13 protein-coding genes and 1 other RNA gene are annotated in these 14,796 nt (G+C 60.5%); 8 read left to right on the top strand and 6 right to left on the bottom strand.

The features are described from left to right. The first annotated feature begins 3 nt into the window (after nt 1–3). Nucleotides 4–627, top strand: a complete 624-nt coding sequence (locus RAE09_RS02610; RefSeq protein WP_256042107.1) for a TetR/AcrR family transcriptional regulator — start codon at nt 4–6, stop codon at nt 625–627. Here RAE09_RS02610 and RAE09_RS02605 read toward each other — a convergent pair. The 3 genes from RAE09_RS02605 to RAE09_RS02595 all read right to left on the bottom strand — a co-directional run bounded on the left by RAE09_RS02605 (nt 624) and on the right by RAE09_RS02595 (nt 3,571). Beyond that, nucleotides 624–1,814, bottom strand: coding sequence for an IS1249 family transposase (locus RAE09_RS02605; protein ID WP_316980854.1), 1,191 nt, complete (start codon nt 1,812–1,814; stop codon nt 624–626). The genes RAE09_RS02610 and RAE09_RS02605 overlap by 4 nt on opposite strands. 235 nt (nt 1,815–2,049) lie before the next feature. Then, the gene (locus RAE09_RS02600) at nt 2,050–3,069 is read right to left on the bottom strand and encodes an SURF1 family cytochrome oxidase biogenesis protein (protein WP_316980853.1); all 1,020 of its coding nucleotides are present in this window, start codon (nt 3,067–3,069) and stop codon (nt 2,050–2,052) included. Nucleotides 3,070–3,079: 10 nt separating this feature from the next. Next, nucleotides 3,080–3,571, bottom strand: coding sequence for a low molecular weight protein-tyrosine-phosphatase (locus RAE09_RS02595; RefSeq protein ID WP_316980852.1), 492 nt, complete (start codon nt 3,569–3,571; stop codon nt 3,080–3,082). 95 nt (nt 3,572–3,666) lie between these two features. Between RAE09_RS02595 and RAE09_RS02590 the strand changes: the two genes are divergently transcribed. The 5 genes from RAE09_RS02590 (at nt 3,667) to RAE09_RS02570 (ending at nt 8,536) form a co-directional block, all read left to right on the top strand. Beyond that, nucleotides 3,667–4,806: a Nif3-like dinuclear metal center hexameric protein gene (locus tag RAE09_RS02590; RefSeq protein ID WP_316980851.1), complete on the top strand. Its 1,140-nt coding sequence runs from the start codon at nt 3,667–3,669 to the stop codon at nt 4,804–4,806. Further along, nucleotides 4,807–5,523, top strand: a complete 717-nt coding sequence (locus tag RAE09_RS02585; RefSeq protein ID WP_005324390.1) for a zinc ribbon domain-containing protein — start codon at nt 4,807–4,809, stop codon at nt 5,521–5,523. Next, on the top strand, nt 5,523–6,653 hold the full coding sequence (locus RAE09_RS02580) for a bifunctional RNase H/acid phosphatase (protein ID WP_316980850.1): 1,131 nt from the start codon (nt 5,523–5,525) through the stop codon (nt 6,651–6,653). Before RAE09_RS02585 ends, RAE09_RS02580 begins: the two co-directional genes overlap by 1 nt. A gap of 15 nt (nt 6,654–6,668) precedes the next feature. Continuing rightward, nucleotides 6,669–7,116, top strand: an RNA gene (gene rnpB / locus RAE09_RS02575) — RNase P RNA component class A. 25 nt (nt 7,117–7,141) lie between these two features. Then, nucleotides 7,142–8,536, top strand: a complete 1,395-nt coding sequence (locus RAE09_RS02570; RefSeq protein WP_316128197.1) for an RNB domain-containing ribonuclease — start codon at nt 7,142–7,144, stop codon at nt 8,534–8,536. A 12-nt stretch (nt 8,537–8,548) separates the two neighbouring features. Here RAE09_RS02570 and RAE09_RS02565 read toward each other — a convergent pair whose 3' ends face one another. After that, nucleotides 8,549–9,823: a galactokinase family protein gene (locus tag RAE09_RS02565; protein WP_316980849.1), complete on the bottom strand. Its 1,275-nt coding sequence runs from the start codon at nt 9,821–9,823 to the stop codon at nt 8,549–8,551. A gap of 259 nt (nt 9,824–10,082) precedes the next feature. Here RAE09_RS02565 and RAE09_RS02560 point away from each other — a divergent pair, with 259 nt between their 5' ends. Further along, a complete protein-coding gene (locus RAE09_RS02560) occupies nt 10,083–10,271 on the top strand; it encodes a hypothetical protein (RefSeq protein ID WP_204611356.1) in 189 nt (62 codons plus the stop codon). Between the two features lie 59 nt (nt 10,272–10,330). Here the strand turns inward: RAE09_RS02560 and RAE09_RS02555 are convergent, their stop codons facing one another. Continuing rightward, nucleotides 10,331–12,067: a CYTH and CHAD domain-containing protein gene (locus RAE09_RS02555; protein ID WP_316980848.1), complete on the bottom strand. Its 1,737-nt coding sequence runs from the start codon at nt 12,065–12,067 to the stop codon at nt 10,331–10,333. Nucleotides 12,068–12,203: 136 nt separating this feature from the next. Beyond that, entirely contained in the window at nt 12,204–13,262 is a 1,059-nt protein-coding gene (locus tag RAE09_RS02550) for a DUF2786 domain-containing protein (RefSeq protein ID WP_316980847.1), read from the bottom strand. Nucleotides 13,263–13,454: 192 nt separating this feature from the next. Here RAE09_RS02550 and RAE09_RS02545 point away from each other — a divergent pair, with 192 nt between their 5' ends. Further along, the gene (locus RAE09_RS02545; protein ID WP_005324400.1) at nt 13,455–14,792 is read left to right on the top strand and encodes a glutamine synthetase family protein; all 1,338 of its coding nucleotides are present in this window, start codon (nt 13,455–13,457) and stop codon (nt 14,790–14,792) included. Nucleotides 14,793–14,796: the final 4 nt, after the last annotated feature.

Here is a 14,796-nt window from a genome sequence, read left to right as displayed (position 1 = left end):
TTTGTGGCGCCAAGACTCGACATCGAAGAAAGAAAAAAGCAGCTCGCTGAGGCCGTATGGCAGATCATTCTGGAGCGCGGCATTTCGGCCGTCTCTGTAAGGAACGTGGCTGAGCAGGCGGGAATCGTTGTTGGCTCACTGCGGCATGTGTTTCCCACCCGCGCCGAGTTGATGAAGTTCTCGGCTGAGCTAATGGTGCAGCGCGCAACAGAACGGGTGCTTTCCGTTCCCCCCAGTGATGAGCCGCAGCAATATGCGCTTGAGATTGTGAGGCAGCTGTTGCCATTAGAGGCGGACTCGCGCGCTGAATTTGAGGTCAACCTCGCACTCGCAACCGAAGTGCCAGCGCTTCCAGAGCTGGCCTCTATTCGGGACGAAGCCCACCAGAAACTCCATGGAGTGGCACTGCGCTTAGTCGAATTGGTGTCTGGTCATTCTCGCGGGTCGGAAGAAGTTGAGGTGAGTGCGCAACGGTTGCATGCGCTGATCGACGGTCTTGCATTCCACTTGCTGCACCGTCCCGTGGAGGACGATCCGCAGTGGGCCCTCGACATCATTCGCGCTGAATTAACAGCCATCCCCAAAAGTGTGTCCGGTCGGCGTGTCGTCGGACGGTCTTTTTGTTAGCGTCCGACCCAACCTTTTCTGATTCCTATGTTGTGTTGGTAGTCGGTTCCGATACCGTTGTCGTAAAGGGCTGGTCGTCCGGTTTCGTGGTCGGCTTTGTTCTCGTTGTGGGTTATGACTGTGACTTTGGCGAGTTGGTCATTACCCCAGTTGCACTGCTTGGCGATTTCAACGGGATCGTCAGGCAGTTGCGTTTTTGAGTAGAGCCACCATTCCAGCATCTTGCGTTGCCGTTCTCCTGACCTACCTCGATGCATTCGTGCGAGCAGCTTCAGCTGGGAGTTGATACCGCCTTCCAAGCTGTTGGTGGTCGCTACCCACAATTCGGGCTCAATGGCCTCCGGTGGTGGTTGAAGAAATCCGAATAGGTAGTCGTCGTTGGCGAGATGTTTGAGCGAGTTAAATGCTTGGCGAACTCGGATGTGCGTGAACTCCCATTGTGTGCCCGTTGGGTCGCGCTGTTTGGGTAGCTTCGTCTTCTCATTGAGAAATGTGCGATACACCTGCCCAAACTCATGCAGCAGGGTGCCCCATTCCCGTGCCTTGTTGAGGTCTTTGATCTTGGTCAGTCGCAGCGCAAGGCGGTATAACGCCGTGCCCGCATCCGTCCTAGGCCGTGAGGTGAGATAGCGCCGAACAACGCGTTGGGCATGAACTAGGCAGCGTTGAATCATGGTGTTTGGCCACAGGGCTTTTATTGCTGACCAGGCTCCTAATCCGCCGTCGAGTACTACACATAGTAGTGGTTGTAGCTTTGAGAGCAGTCTTTTGTAGGCCTTCGTGGATTCTGTCTTACACCAGTGCCAGCACAGTACATGGGTGCGTGATGCTGCAGTGAGTAGGCATCCGCCATTGGCGTAGGTTCCGTCGATGAAGACTTGGTCGTAGATGCGGTTCTTATCTGGGGTGTTGGGAATATCGATAAGCCAGAACGGTTCGAATTTGCGGTTTAGAGTCCATCGGCTGCATCCGCGGGCTTCGGCAAGTTGGCTCAACGTGTGGTTGCCACTCGTATAGGAGATGAAGGCCTTGAAGTCGGCGATGTGGGTAAGGTCTGTTCGCTTTTTGGTGGTGGAAGTACCGCAGTTGCGGCTGATGCAGCGCCATCTAGTAGTGCCTTTTGTTGTTGTGCCGTTTTTCTTCATTTGCCCTGTACAAACCGGGCATCGTGGTCGATTCTTAGACATGAAGACGAATCAAACCGCACGTGCTAGCACAAGTACGGTTCAAAACCCGGGATTGGTCGAAATCCACCCCGATATATTGCCTGCCGGAATATACACGCAGCTTTTAGCAATTGTGACCAGCAGACTTCAAGAAGATCAGACACACTTTTTGCTACTTAGCCCCTAATGAGCGCGGCTGCTTCTCAGGATGTGACTAAGTACTAAGGCCCTTCGGTCACGGCTGCGCGATGTCGGTTTAGTAGCGCTCTCGGCGGCGCTTGTTTAGCTTGGCGTAGTGATCCGGCTTCGAGTCGCCGTAGCGGGAACGATTGCGGCGGCTGGCGGCGTGCGAGGAGGACGCGGCGGGAACGGCTGCAGCGTTTTCTGTGGTGCCTTCTGCCGCGTCATCTGCGGCGATGTGGCCGTCATGCTGAGAGCGGTTAGGAGAAGGGGCTTCTGCGGGCACGGAGTCCGCACTGGGGGCGCCGGCGGGCTCGGATGGGGTTGAGGCATCGGCGTCGAGGGCGGCGAGGGCCTCTTCCTCTTCGCGCAGGCGGCGGCGCTCACGGATTTCGGACCATACGAAGTAGCCCAAGCCCAGCGGGGCCATGATGCCGAAGGCAATCCATTGGTAGCCGTAGGAGAGGTGGTTGCCGCGGTCGAGCTGCGGGATAGGCATGGCGTTGAGCACGCCGGGCTGGTCGGCGGAGAGTTGGATGTAGTCGTGGGCCAAGGGGGCGTCGATAAGCGAGGCAATCTGCTCCGTATGGATGGAGTAGACCTGCTGGTAGCCCTCCCGTTTAATGGGGGCGGACTGGTGCTGAGCCTCATCGGCGCGGATCATTCCGGTCAAAGTCGTTTCGCCAGAAGGGGCGGCGGGAATATCCGGCACGGCGTTGGCCTCGCCGGCCTTGACCCAGCCGCGGTTAACCAGGATGGTCAGGCCGGAATCGGTGCGGAAGGGAACCAGAGATTGGTAGGACGGACCGGAATCGACCGGGCGCAGGCGCAGCAGCACCTCATCCTGCGGCAGGTAATGGCCGTGCAGGGTGGCGCGGGACCACTCATCGTCCTTGATAGCGCCGTTGCCATCCACGAGGTCTTCCACCGGCTTAGGGTCAGCCTCATAGGCGTGGGTGATGAGCTCGTTGCGTTCCACAATGTCATCGTCCTTGCCCAGCTGCCACGGGGCGAGGACGGTAAAAGCGAGGTAGGAAAAGGCCACGACGAACAGCAGCAGTAGAACCCAACCCGGCTTAAGGAACGTCTTTAGCATGGGGCCTAGTTTAGTCGTGGTTAGCGCGAATCCAATCCAGCAGGCCAGGCACGGCGGCCTCGATATTCTTGCGCGTGGTCTCGAAATCCGCTGTGGAACCGTAATAGGGGTCTGCCACGTCCGCGTCCTCCGGGGAGTTGGGGTCGAAGCTGCGCATCAGGCGAATCTTGTCGGGGTCGATGCCGTGCTCAATGAGGGCCTCGCGGTGGCCCTTGTCCATGGCAATGAAGAGATCAGCGTCCATGTGCTCGGCGCCTAGCTTGGCCGCGCGGTGGGAACCGACATCGTGGCCGCCGCGGCGCAGCTCGGCAATCGCGCGCTCGTCCGCGCCCTGGCCCACATGCCAGCCGCCCAGACCGCAGGAATCTACGGTGGCGACGAGGTCTAGCATGTCCTTTTCCATTTCATCGCGCACGATGATTTCTGCCATGGGGGAGCGGCAGATATTTCCGGTGCAGACAAAGACGAGGTAAAGGCCGGAGCGGGTATCGGATTCGGTCATGCGGAAAACCCCTTCGCGCGAATAGTACTGTGGTGCGGAAGATAGGATATAGCAGTAGTAACTATTCCATGAAACGAGCATAAAGGAGCACCTCTATGTCCGCTGTGAGCGTGGGCGATGTCCGCCGCGTACTCGATGAGGCCTACCCGCCGCACTTGGCGGAAAAGTGGGATGCCGTGGGGCTTATCTGCGGCGATCCGGCCGCGGAGGTAAAGCGGGTGGCCTTTGCTTTGGACTGCACCCAGGCGGTGGCCGAGCGCGCGGTGGAGCTTGGCGCGGACATGCTCGTGGTCCACCACCCGTTGCTTTTGAGCGGGGTGGAATCCGTGGCGGCCGATACGCCCAAGGGCAAGGTAGTGCACACGCTGGTCAGCAATGGCGTCGCACTCTTTGCGGCCCACACCAACGCGGATAAGGCGCGGCCGGGCGTCAACGACAAGCTCGCGGAGCTGGTAGGCATCAATCCCGGCCGGCCCATCGTGCCGGAGCCCCAGGGCGTGGATAAGTGGGGCGTGCACGTGCCGGTCGCCGCGGCCGAGGAGGTAAAGCGGGCGCTTTTCGACGCCGGCGCGGGCCACATCGGCGCCTACTCTCACTGCTCCTTCGATATCGCCGGCACGGGCCAATTCCAGCCGGAGGAGGGCGCTGACCCCACCGAGGGTGAGATCGGTGCGCTGCACCGCGGCGAGGAAATCCGCGTCGAGTTTGTCGCCCCAGCCGCACTTCGCTCCTCTTTGCTGAAGGCCCTGCACACCGCCCACCCTTATGAGGTGCCGGCCTATGACATCACGGAAACTGCCGGCCACCAGGACCTGGACAAGGCGCTTGGCCTCGGACGCGTGGGAGAACTGCCGCAGGAGATGACCCTCCGCGAGTTCACCCAGCAGGTGGCCAACGCCCTGCCGGAGACCGCCTGGGGCATCCGTGCCGCCGGCGATCCGGACCAAAAGGTGCGCACCGTGGCCGTGTCTTCCGGTTCGGGAGATTCTTTCCTCTCCGCGGCCGCGAAGCTAGGCGTGGACGTGTATGTTACCTCGGATCTGCGCCACCACCCGGTGGATGAGCACCTGCGCGCCGGCGGCCCCGCCGTCATCGATACCGCCCACTGGGCCAGCGAATTTCCGTGGACGGCCCAGGCGCGCGATATCGTAGAGAATGCTTTAGAACTGGATACGGAAATTATTAGCCTGCGCACCGACCCGTGGACTATCTCTGCGCACCCAAAGGAGTCATAAGTGAAACTATCGCAAGAACTACAGCCGGTACTGCTGGAGCTGGCCAACCTGGAACGCTCGCAGGGCCATGGTGCTGAGAAGGAAATCCCGGAACAAGCCGAGTATGACAAGGCTAAGGAGGAGCACAAGCGCCTGCTGGATGCCTCCGGTTCTGCGCAGATGGCCGTCGATGACATGGAGACCGAAATCCTGCGCATCCAGGCCGATGAGCGCAAGCTGCGCCAGCGCGAGCGCGATGATAAGCGCCAGCTCGGCGCCGCAGTGGATCCAGAAACGCGCAAGGACCTAGAGCACGACCTCTACGCTGCCAAGTCCCGCATCGCAGATCTCATGAGCGAGCTGCAGGAGGCGCATAACGAGGTGCACGCGCTGCGTTCCAATTTGGATGTCCACGGTGCGCGCGTTTCTGATTCCGAGCGCAAGCTGGAAAAGCTGCGCCGTGCGGCCGAGGCGGCTAAGGAAGCGGCCGCCAATCAAGAAGATCCGGCCGTGCGCATCGGTGAGCTGCGCGATCAGCTGCCCGCTGGAGTGCTCAGCGAGTACGATACCCAGCGCGAGGAAAATGGCGTAGGTGCCGCCCAGTTCAAGGCCAACCGCGCCTGCGGCGGCTGCTTCATCGTCTTGCCGCCGGCCGAGCAAAACGCTGTGCGCAACGCTCCGGCCGATGAGCTGCCGCAGTGTGGCGATTGCGGCTCCTACCTGGTGCGCCTGGTCTAATGAAGGTCATCATCTACGCCGATGGCGGCTCCCGCGGCAACCCCGGGGTAGCCGGTTCCGGCACCGTTATCTATGACGGCAGCGGGCAGCGCATCCTGCGCGAAATTGTCTACGTGGTAGGCACCAAGTCCACCAATAACGTCGCTGAGTACAACGGCCTGCTGCGCGGCCTTGAAGCCGCCGCCGAGATGGGCGCTACCGAGGTGGAATTCCACATGGATTCCAAGCTGGTGGTGGAACAAATCAACGGCCGCTGGAAGATTAAGCACCCCGATATGCAGAAGCTGGCCCTGCGCGCCCGCGAATACATCAACGGCTTTTCTTCTTTCAGCCTGGATTGGGTGCCGCGCGCCAAGAATAAGGTGGCAGACGCCCTGTCCAATGACGCCATGGATGCCGCGGCCGCCGGGCACCCGGAAGGCATCGTTGCTAGCGAAGAAGCCGCCGAGCCAGCCCCGGCCGGTGAGCAAGACACCACCGCGCCGCACCCCACCGATTGGCTGGGGGACCGCGGTCCTACCACCCGCTTTATCTTGCTGCGCCACGGGCAGACGGAGATGTCGGCCGCCAAGCAGTACTCCGGCCGTGCCAATCCGGGCCTTACCGAGCTTGGCCAAAAGCAGGCGCTCGCCGCGGCGCAAGCGCTTGCCGATGCCGACTTTGACGCCATCGTCTGCTCGCCCCTGCGCCGCTGCCAAGAGACCGCGGCGGCCGTGGCCAATGGCCGCGATATCGAGGTAGAGACCGTCGAAGGCCTCATCGAGGTGGACTTCGGCGCGTGGGAAGGCAAGACCGCGGCCGAGGCCCACCAGCGCGATCCGGAACTCCACGAGGAGTGGCTGCATGATGCGAGCGTCGCCTGTCCGGGCGGCGAATCGCTGCAGGCGGTCAACCGCCGCGTGCGCACCACCCGCAAGGAGCTCCAAGAGCGCTTTGCGGGCAAGACCGTGCTGGTGGTCAGCCACGTCAACCCGATTAAGTCCTTCATCCGCCAAGCCCTCGATGCGGGCCCTGCCACCTTTGGGCACCTCTTCCTAGACCTGGCTGCCATTTCGCGGGTGGAATTCTGGGAAGGCGGCTCTATGGTGCACGGATTTAACGATGTGGGCCACCTGGCGGGCCTGCGCTAGAATAAGGAACGCGAATGAGCCGGCCGGGTGATCGCGTCGCTTCAAACGGGCAGCCACGTGCTGCCGCGTGGGCGCCGAGGAAAGTCCGGACTCCACAGAGCACGGTGGTTGCTAACGGCAACCCGGGGAAACCCGCGGGCAAGTGCAACAGAAAGTAGACCGCCTTGTGCCTCCACTTGGTTTCGGCCACGTTGGAGCCACAAGGTAAGGGTGAAACGGTGCGTTAAGAGCGCACCAGCACCGTCAGTGATGGCGGTGGCTGGGTAAACCCCACCGGGAGCAAGGCATCACGGCCCCGCCACGTTGCGGGGCCCGATCAGGCGTTTTAAGGCTGCTCGCTCGAGCCTGAAGGTAGCTGCTGGAACCAACTGGCAACGGTTGGTCTAGATGGATGTTCACCGCGCGGTGCTCCTTGGGGAGTGTCGCGGTTAGACAGAATCCGGCTTATAGGCCGACTCATTCGCCCTACTACGTTTATGGTGGTGGGCATGAAGCTCTACGCCGCCCCGCTCGATTTCCGCGCCATTGCCGCAGAATTTTCGGTAGCCACCGATTTTCCGGCCGAGGTCACCGCCCAGGCCGCCCGCGCGCAGGACCGCTACGCCGACTCGCGCCGCGACGCCCGCGATATTCCCTTCGTGACCCTGGATCCCGCCGGCTCCATGGACTTGGATCAAGCGGTCTACATCGAAGAACACGAGGGCGGATACCGCGTCTTTTATGCCATCGCGGACGTTGCTGCTTTCATTGAGCCCGGCAGCGAGCTGGAACGCGAATCCTTCCGCCGCGGCCAGACCATCTATCTTCCCGATGAACCCGCGCGCCTGCACCCGCCGGAGCTTTCCGAGGACCGAGCCTCGCTGCTGCCCGGCACCGATAAGCCGGCCGTGTTGTGGACCTTTGACTTGGATGGCAACGGCGAGGTGGAGTCCTTCCACGTCGAGCGCGCGCTCATTTACTCCCAGGCCCGCCTGGATTATGAAGGCGCACACGCGGATCTGGCGGCCGATACGCTCCACCCATCCATTGCGCTGCTGCCGGTGGTCGGCCGGCTGCGCCAGGAATCTTCCCTGCGCCGTGAGGCCATTTCCTTGCGCCTGCCCTCCCAGCGCGTGGTGGAAAATGACGATGGCACCTTTGAGCTCATCATCGAGCCACGCTATGAGGTCATGGACTATAACTCCGAAATTTCCCTGTTGGCCGGCATGTGCGCTGGGCGCCTCATGCAGGAAGCTGGCGTGGGCTTCTTGCGCACCCTGCCCGCGGCTGAACCGGAGCACGAGCGCCAATTTCGCGCCGAGGCGCAGGCCCTAGGCTTTGCGCTTGGCGACGCCCCCATTCCCCAATTCCTCCTCACCATCGATGCTGATTCCCCGCGCGGCATGGCCGTCATGCGCGAGGCCCAGAGCTTGCTGAGGGGCGCCGACTATGCCTGGCTAGGCGAGCAGGAGGCGCAGGTACACGCCGGTATCGGTGGTTACTATGCCCACGTCACCGCGCCGCTGCGGCGCCTTTCCGATAGGTTCGCCACGGAGGTATGCCTCGCCCTGTGCGGCGGTTATGAGGTTCCCGAGTGGGTAACAGGCAGCGCCACGGAGGTCATCGGGGCGATGCGTTCGACCTCGCAGCTCGCCTCCCAAGTGGATAAGGCCTGCCTGAATCTGACTGAGGCCACCGTGCTGCGCCCTTGGCTCGGTACCAATTTCTCAGCCACTGTGGTCCGCGCCGATCCGAAGCGGGACAAGGCACGGATTTTCGTACCGGAGCCACCCGTCTTCGCCCAATGCGTGGGCGCACCGGAAACCGGCAGTGAGACCACCGTTTCGCTGGTGACGGCGGATACCGATTCGCGCGAGGTTCTTTTTGCGTGGCCGGCTGACTAGCCGGCAAGGCTCCTAGCTTTCGCCGCGGGCGGCCTCGCCTGGCTGCAGCTCGACGACGAGCAGGCCATCTTCTGCAAGGTCAGCTGCAAAATTGTGCGCGTTTTTCGCCGGCACATAAGCGATGACCGCGTTCGAGGTGCCGGCATGCGCCGAGCGACCCGCTACGGCACCGCGAACCGTGACCAGCTCGGCGAGCTTTTCTGCCGAATCCAAGCCGTAGATATTGGCCAAGGAAGACTGCGACTGCAACAGGATAGGGAAGAGCTCCGCGCCGCGGTGCGAGCGCAGGCAGCGCGCAAACTTCTCTACGCGCTCAGTTTCTTCCTCATAAAAGGCCATCCACTCCGTGGCGGCGCTGATGCTCGGGCGGCCTTCCTCGCCGTAGACCTTGTGCACGGCCTTTAGCCAGTCGAGAACGCGCTGTTGGGCGTCGGGAAGCAAGCGCAGCGAATCGGTGCCAAAGGAGTGGCACGCATCATCGATAAAGCGCTGGCGCTGGCGGATATCGGCGATGGTCCTTTCCTCCTGCGCGGAAAAATCCTCCGGCACCGCTACCGCAAAGGCGGACATCTCGCGGCCCACCACGTGCGGGGCGTGGGTGACAGAACCATCGGCGTAGTCCATAATGCACACGCCCTCACCAGTGCTGCGCAGTGCTGCGCTGTGGCGTGCGCGCAGCGGCGGCCGCGCTGCGAAGGTAGAAACGGCCTGGGTGCATACATCCGCCACCCGGGCCCTTAGCGGCGCATCGAGGTCCGCATCCGCTCCCATGAGCGCTAGTGCCACCGCGACGTCCGCGGCGGCGTCCGCACCCAGACCCGCGCCTTCCGGAATATCCGTGGCAATGGTGATATCCGCACCCGCCGTCTCCCGGGAAAGCAACTGACGATTAATCATCGTGTGGACAATGCCACCCACGCGGGCCGCCAACCCACCTTGTGGTGCCGGCGGAATAACAGGCTGGCCTTCCGCATCCGTGGTGGGCTGTTGCGCCGTTGCCAGCTCTGCAAGCGCCTGCAGGCTAATCGAGTCATGAGCAGTCTCGCCCTGAGCTGGGTGGAAATGTACGGCCACCACGCCGTCGGTGCGCGGGCCTACCGCCGCTGCAGCGCGCAACTTTCCCACACACATGGCGACAATGCCGCCGAAGTGATCAATATGTTCACCGATGAGGGACCACGTTGCCGGCGCGCTGGCGGTATGCGTTGGAGCGCTGCCCGTGAGTTCGGTATGTGCTCGGGCGGCGCGCTCGGCTACGGGCTCTGCAGGCGTTGACCACAGTGGCATGGGTGCTAAAGCTCCTTTTCCAGGTTCTGGGACCAGTAGTCTTCGTTGCCCCACACACGCGGCGGTGCGTTTAAAGCAACGAACGCCCGCCACCAATGTGCGCGGTGGCGGGGAATACGACATGGATTCGTATAAAAGAATTGTGCTGCCCCACATTCTAGCGGGCATCAATGGGACAGCGTGGGTAGTGTGGGCACAAACCATATCAGCGGCAGCACTTAGCCGGTGCCGCTGATGCAACAACTGAGAGGATAGTTTCATGAGCGATGCAGACCAGAAGTGGTTCTTTGATCCCACCACTAAGGAAGTCAGCCAAGGCAAGACCTCTGGCTGGGAAAATCGGATGGGCCCGTATGACACCCGCGAAGAGGCAGAAAACGCCATCGGAATCGCGCAAGCCCGCAATGATGCGGCAGACGCCGCAGACGAAGAAGATGACTGGAAGTAAATAACTCCCAGCCAACTCTTTCTAAGCCGTGTTTCCCAGCACCTGCCCGGGAAGCGCGGCTACTTTAGTTTCTTGCGCAGCGGCTTAAACGCGGCCTTGATGTCTTTGAAAGACTCGGCGTAATCATCGAGAGCCTTTAGGCCAATGGTTCGCTCGCGCTGGTAGAGCAGGCCATAGCCAAAGGTATTCTCCCCACGACGGCGAGCGGACTCTGCCAACTCGAGCAGCTTATCGCGCGAGGTCACGGAATCCTGGAAGTCACCGAGCACCGACTGCATCTGCTTGCAGGCCTTGTAGAGGCGCTTGGTCTTGAGGCTGGTGGCAGAACCAGCTGCTTCAGCCGCATAGCGCAGCTTCTTTGCTGCCTTGCGCATATCGTGGAAATAATCCTCGCGCTCGTGCAGGGACAGTTCCTGGTTATCCCAGTTCTCCACGGCCTTTTTATGGCGCTTGACCAGCTTGTTATAGGCCTTTTCAAGGTGCTGCGCCATCACGGTATCCATGTCGGCGGACTTGTCCTTGGACTTCTTTTTCTCCGGCTTCTTTGCGGCCTTGTCTGCAGCAGGTGCGCTGTCCTCGCTGGATTCGGCAGGAGTAGCGGCGTCCTCTTCCGCAGAGGACTGCTCCTCCGGCTGCTCCGCCTCACTTGCTGCCGGGGCGGAATCCTGTTGCTTATCGGCCGTTGGCGGGTCTGCGAGCAGGCGATCAAGAGACTCCAGCAGCTCAAGGTAGCGCTCGGAATCCAGGGCTGCGATAACGCGGCGGTGCGCGCGGCGGTAGGCGTTGCCCATATCCTGTGCAATGTGCTCGCGGGTGGAGTCATCCAAGGTGTCAGAATCTTCGGACTCCAGCAGCTTCTGCCAGCGTTCTTCCACAACTTCCGCATCGCGAGCAACGCCCAAGATGCCGGCAAGTTCCTTGAGATCGGCTTCAATCTTGTCGATTTCTGGGCCGACAACGATGCCATGGAAGGTCTGCAGGTGGCTGCGCAGTTCGCGGGTGGCTACGCGCATCTGGTGAACCGAATCCCACTCATCGCGGCGCACGCGAGGGTCATAATCAACTAGCTTGTCGCGGTTGGCTTGGAGTGCGGTGATGACGGCCGCGGCAGGGGAGTCTGGGTCCACATCCGGCGATACCAGGGCTGGAGGCAGCGGGGCATTGGCGTAGGAATCGCCCAAAGCAGACTTCAGCTTGGACGGGGAGGAAGAAACGCGCGCACCGGCACCGATAAGCAGGGAAGTGGCACGGCGAATGAATTGCGTACCTTCCTCAGTGCCAGGAAGCTCACCGGCGAGCTCTACTTCCCACTCGCGCCACGACTGCTGCTGGCCACCTGGAAGGAAGGAAAAGGCGGTGACGTGGTCATCGCAGAATTCTGCTACCGGCTTATTATCGGCATCCGCTAGGACCATCTCGGTGCGCTTGTTGTCTACCTGCGCAATCGGGGTGAGTTCGTTGTGGCGGATAATGGAGCGAACCTGGTGGAGAAGCTCCTCCGGTACTTCGTAGCGGCCATCGACAGGTTCACCCAGCTCGGCATGGATTTCGGTGCGGCCAGCCTCGCTAGGAATCTTGATATGCCAGCCATCATCATTGCCACCGGTACGGCGGCGGAGGGTGACCTTTGCGTGGGTGAGGCGGAGGTCTTCGGTGTCGTAGTAGATGGCAGAAAGCGCGTGGTGGCGCGTGTCTGCAACGTGGTCAACTCCCTCGAGGCGGGTCAGTTCAGGGAGCTGAGTGGACTCGGCTACGGAGAATTTCGCTTCAACTTCGAGAAAAGACTGTGTAGACATTCACGTACCTTTTACTTTCTAGACCAAATAAATCTCACCGGTGATCCTACCCGTTAAGCACTCGTTGCGGTGCCACTCCTCGCCCCCGTTCGCTAGCAGGGAACGGGAAGGAAGAACGGTGTTGAACAGGGGAAAATTACTGCGTAATTTCTGGAACCGAACCGATCCCGGAAGCATCGCCGCCTAAGTGAGATTTATCGGCAGCGGCAATGCCATCGTTGATGCCGTGCATGCTGTTCATGGAAAGCGACATTTCCGTCAGGTTGGGGAAGAGACGATTGCGGGTATCGATGGCGTGATCGGTGCGCGCCTGTAGCGCCGGAAGGGTTTGGGTAGCTACAGTCTCTGCGTGGTGTGAGCAGTACTGAGACTCCCGCAGGTTTTCTGCAATGCCGTCCTCATTTGCTTGGGTGAGCAATTCACCGATGCGGGCGGCATAAGAGAGCCGGAAACTACGGCGATAGGCAGCGGTAGAGCCCGTAGCGCGGGCAATTTCTGCGCCGTCACCATTGCGCATGAACCAATCGCATTGACGGTTGAGGGAGGCAAAAAGGTCGGCGCAATGGGCGGCGTCGGCAGGGGCGCCAATCACACAGGCCAAGCCCTTGTCATGAATAAGGAGAGTAGTGCATCCATTGGCGTCAGAGATAGTGCTTAATAGGGAAGCCTGGTGCTTGATATACGGCGGGTGGATGTGCACGCGGTGGGAAATAAGATCAGGTAGCTCGGAGGTAAGGAGATCCTCGATGCGATACTTCTGCTGCAGGGACTGCGCCTTAGAAATGAGAACCTCGGCCTCATCCTCAAAGCTGGTAGATTCCGCTTTTCGCAAAAGGCCTAGTACCTTTTCGCGGATCTTGCGCTGCTTATCGCTAAGCCCATCCTCCCGCAAGGATTCGCCGGAGGCTAAAAGCTCCGTATCGCGAAGCCTTGGCAAGTGGATGAGCTCTTTCATAATGGCGCGCAACTTATCGCGCGGAATGAAATTCTCCTGCGGAGGGGCCATCTGGAGCCATGCTTTGCGCAGCGCAGGGGAGGTAATTCGTGCCGGTACATGGGGGCTCGCACGGTAAATAATGGGGTAGGCGTGCGGACCTAAGACGTGTTCTAGGTCCGCCGGCGCCCAACCTTGTTGTGCGGCGGTGATGAGGCGTTCGATTACGTGAGCAGAAAGGTCATCGCAGTGGGTGGTCATAAAGTTTCGTCCTTTAAGAGGTGTACGTGTGTTCGCTTGCCCACTTAGCAAAGCATGCGCTGACGCTGGATCCTGCCGGAAAAGCCCCCGCTAGCCACCCCCTGGATACTCTTGCGACCTGCACATTTCGCCCTGGAAAAATTGTCGCATGAACTGCACATCCCTCGGGGGAGAGCCGGTAAGGTCTAAAGCATGAATAGCCAACACGAATTTGTCTTGCGCACCGTTGAGGAACGCGATATCCGCTTTATCCGCCTGTGGTTTACGGATATTCTGGGCGCCCTCAAATCCGTGGTCATGAGCCCGTCCGAGCTGGAATCGGCCTTTGAAGAAGGTGTTGGCTTTGATGGTTCTTCCGTAGAGGGCTTTTCTCGCATCTCTGAGTCTGACACCATTGCCCTGCCAGATCCCTCCACCTTTCAGATTCTGCCCTTTGATATGGATGAGCCGGACCTGCAATCGGCCCGCATGTTTTGCGATATCGCACAGCCAGACGGCCAGCCCTCCATGGTGGACCCGCGCCATATCCTGCGCCGCCAGGTCACCGAGGCCGCCAACGATGGATTTACCTGTATGGCTTCGCCAGAAATCGAGTTCTATCTCCTCGAGCGCGGCCGCGAACTCACCGACTTGGTGCCCACGGATAACGGCGGTTACTTCGACCAAGCAACGCACGATACCGCCCCGCTTTTCCGCAGGAAGGCAATGCTAGCGCTGGAATCGCTGGGAATTGCCACGGAGTTTAGCCACCACGAAACCGCGCCGGGCCAGCAAGAAATTGATCTGCGCCATGCGGACGTGCTCACCATGGCCGATAACATCATGACCTTCCGGCACGTGATCAAGCAGGTGGCCACCAACTCCAACGTGCGCGCCACCTTCATGCCTAAGCCCTTCGAACATTTACCGGGCTCAGGCATGCACACCCACTTGAGCCTTTTTGAAGGCCAATCCAATGCTTTCCACGATCCGGATGATGAATTCTCTTTGTCCCAGACCGGCCGCCAGTTCATCGCCGGCATCTTGGAGCACTCCACGGAGATGTCCGCGATTGTGAATCAGTGGACCAATTCTTATAAGCGCCTAATGTTCGGCAACGAGGCGCCGGGCGCAGCCACCTGGGGAGTATCGAATCGCTCCGCGCTGGTCCGCGTTCCCACCTACCGGCTTACCAAGGAAGAATCGCGCCGGGTAGAAATCCGCTCCATTGATGCCTCGATGAACCCCTACCTGGGATATGCGGTGCTATTGGCAGCAGGCCTGCGAGGCATCCGCGAGGGCTACGAGCTCGATGATCCGGCCGAGGACGATGTCCACCAGCTCACCCGCCGCGAGCGCCGCGCGATGGGCTATAAGGATCTACCCACCAGCCTGGATCAGGCCTTGCGCGAGTTTGAAAAATCCGAGTTCATGGCAGAAGTCTTGGGCGAGCACGTCTTTGAGTTCTTCCTGCGCTCCAAGTGGGATGAGTGGCATCACTATCAGAGCCAAATCACCACCTTTGAGCTGCGCAATAACCTGAACTTCTAGGAGA

The organism is Corynebacterium tuberculostearicum, assembly GCF_032821615.1.
GTDB lineage: Bacteria > Actinomycetota > Actinomycetes > Mycobacteriales > Mycobacteriaceae > Corynebacterium > Corynebacterium tuberculostearicum_H.
Note: the sequence above shows the minus strand (reverse complement) of the source record. Positions and strands in the feature narration are given on the sequence as shown.

Bases quoted from the DNA above. Each gene is read 5' to 3' on its own strand.
- RAE09_RS02605 (WP_316980854.1), bottom strand. From the start codon at position 1,814: ATGTCTAAGAATCGACCACGATGCCCGGTTTGTACAGGGCAAATGAAG.
- RAE09_RS02600 (WP_316980853.1), bottom strand. From the start codon at position 3,069: ATGCTAAAGACGTTCCTTAAGCCGGGTTGGGTTCTACTGCTGCTGTTC.
- RAE09_RS02595 (WP_316980852.1), bottom strand. From the start codon at position 3,571: ATGACCGAATCCGATACCCGCTCCGGCCTTTACCTCGTCTTTGTCTGC.
- RAE09_RS02590 (WP_316980851.1), top strand. From the start codon at position 3,667: ATGTCCGCTGTGAGCGTGGGCGATGTCCGCCGCGTACTCGATGAGGCC.
- RAE09_RS02580 (WP_316980850.1), top strand. From the start codon at position 5,523: ATGAAGGTCATCATCTACGCCGATGGCGGCTCCCGCGGCAACCCCGGG.
- RAE09_RS02570 (WP_316128197.1), top strand. From the start codon at position 7,142: ATGAAGCTCTACGCCGCCCCGCTCGATTTCCGCGCCATTGCCGCAGAA.
- RAE09_RS02565 (WP_316980849.1), bottom strand. From the start codon at position 9,823: ATGCCACTGTGGTCAACGCCTGCAGAGCCCGTAGCCGAGCGCGCCGCC.
- RAE09_RS02560 (WP_204611356.1), top strand. From the start codon at position 10,083: ATGAGCGATGCAGACCAGAAGTGGTTCTTTGATCCCACCACTAAGGAA.
- RAE09_RS02555 (WP_316980848.1), bottom strand. From the start codon at position 12,067: ATGTCTACACAGTCTTTTCTCGAAGTTGAAGCGAAATTCTCCGTAGCC.
- RAE09_RS02550 (WP_316980847.1), bottom strand. From the start codon at position 13,262: ATGACCACCCACTGCGATGACCTTTCTGCTCACGTAATCGAACGCCTC.
- RAE09_RS02545 (WP_005324400.1), top strand. From the start codon at position 13,455: ATGAATAGCCAACACGAATTTGTCTTGCGCACCGTTGAGGAACGCGAT.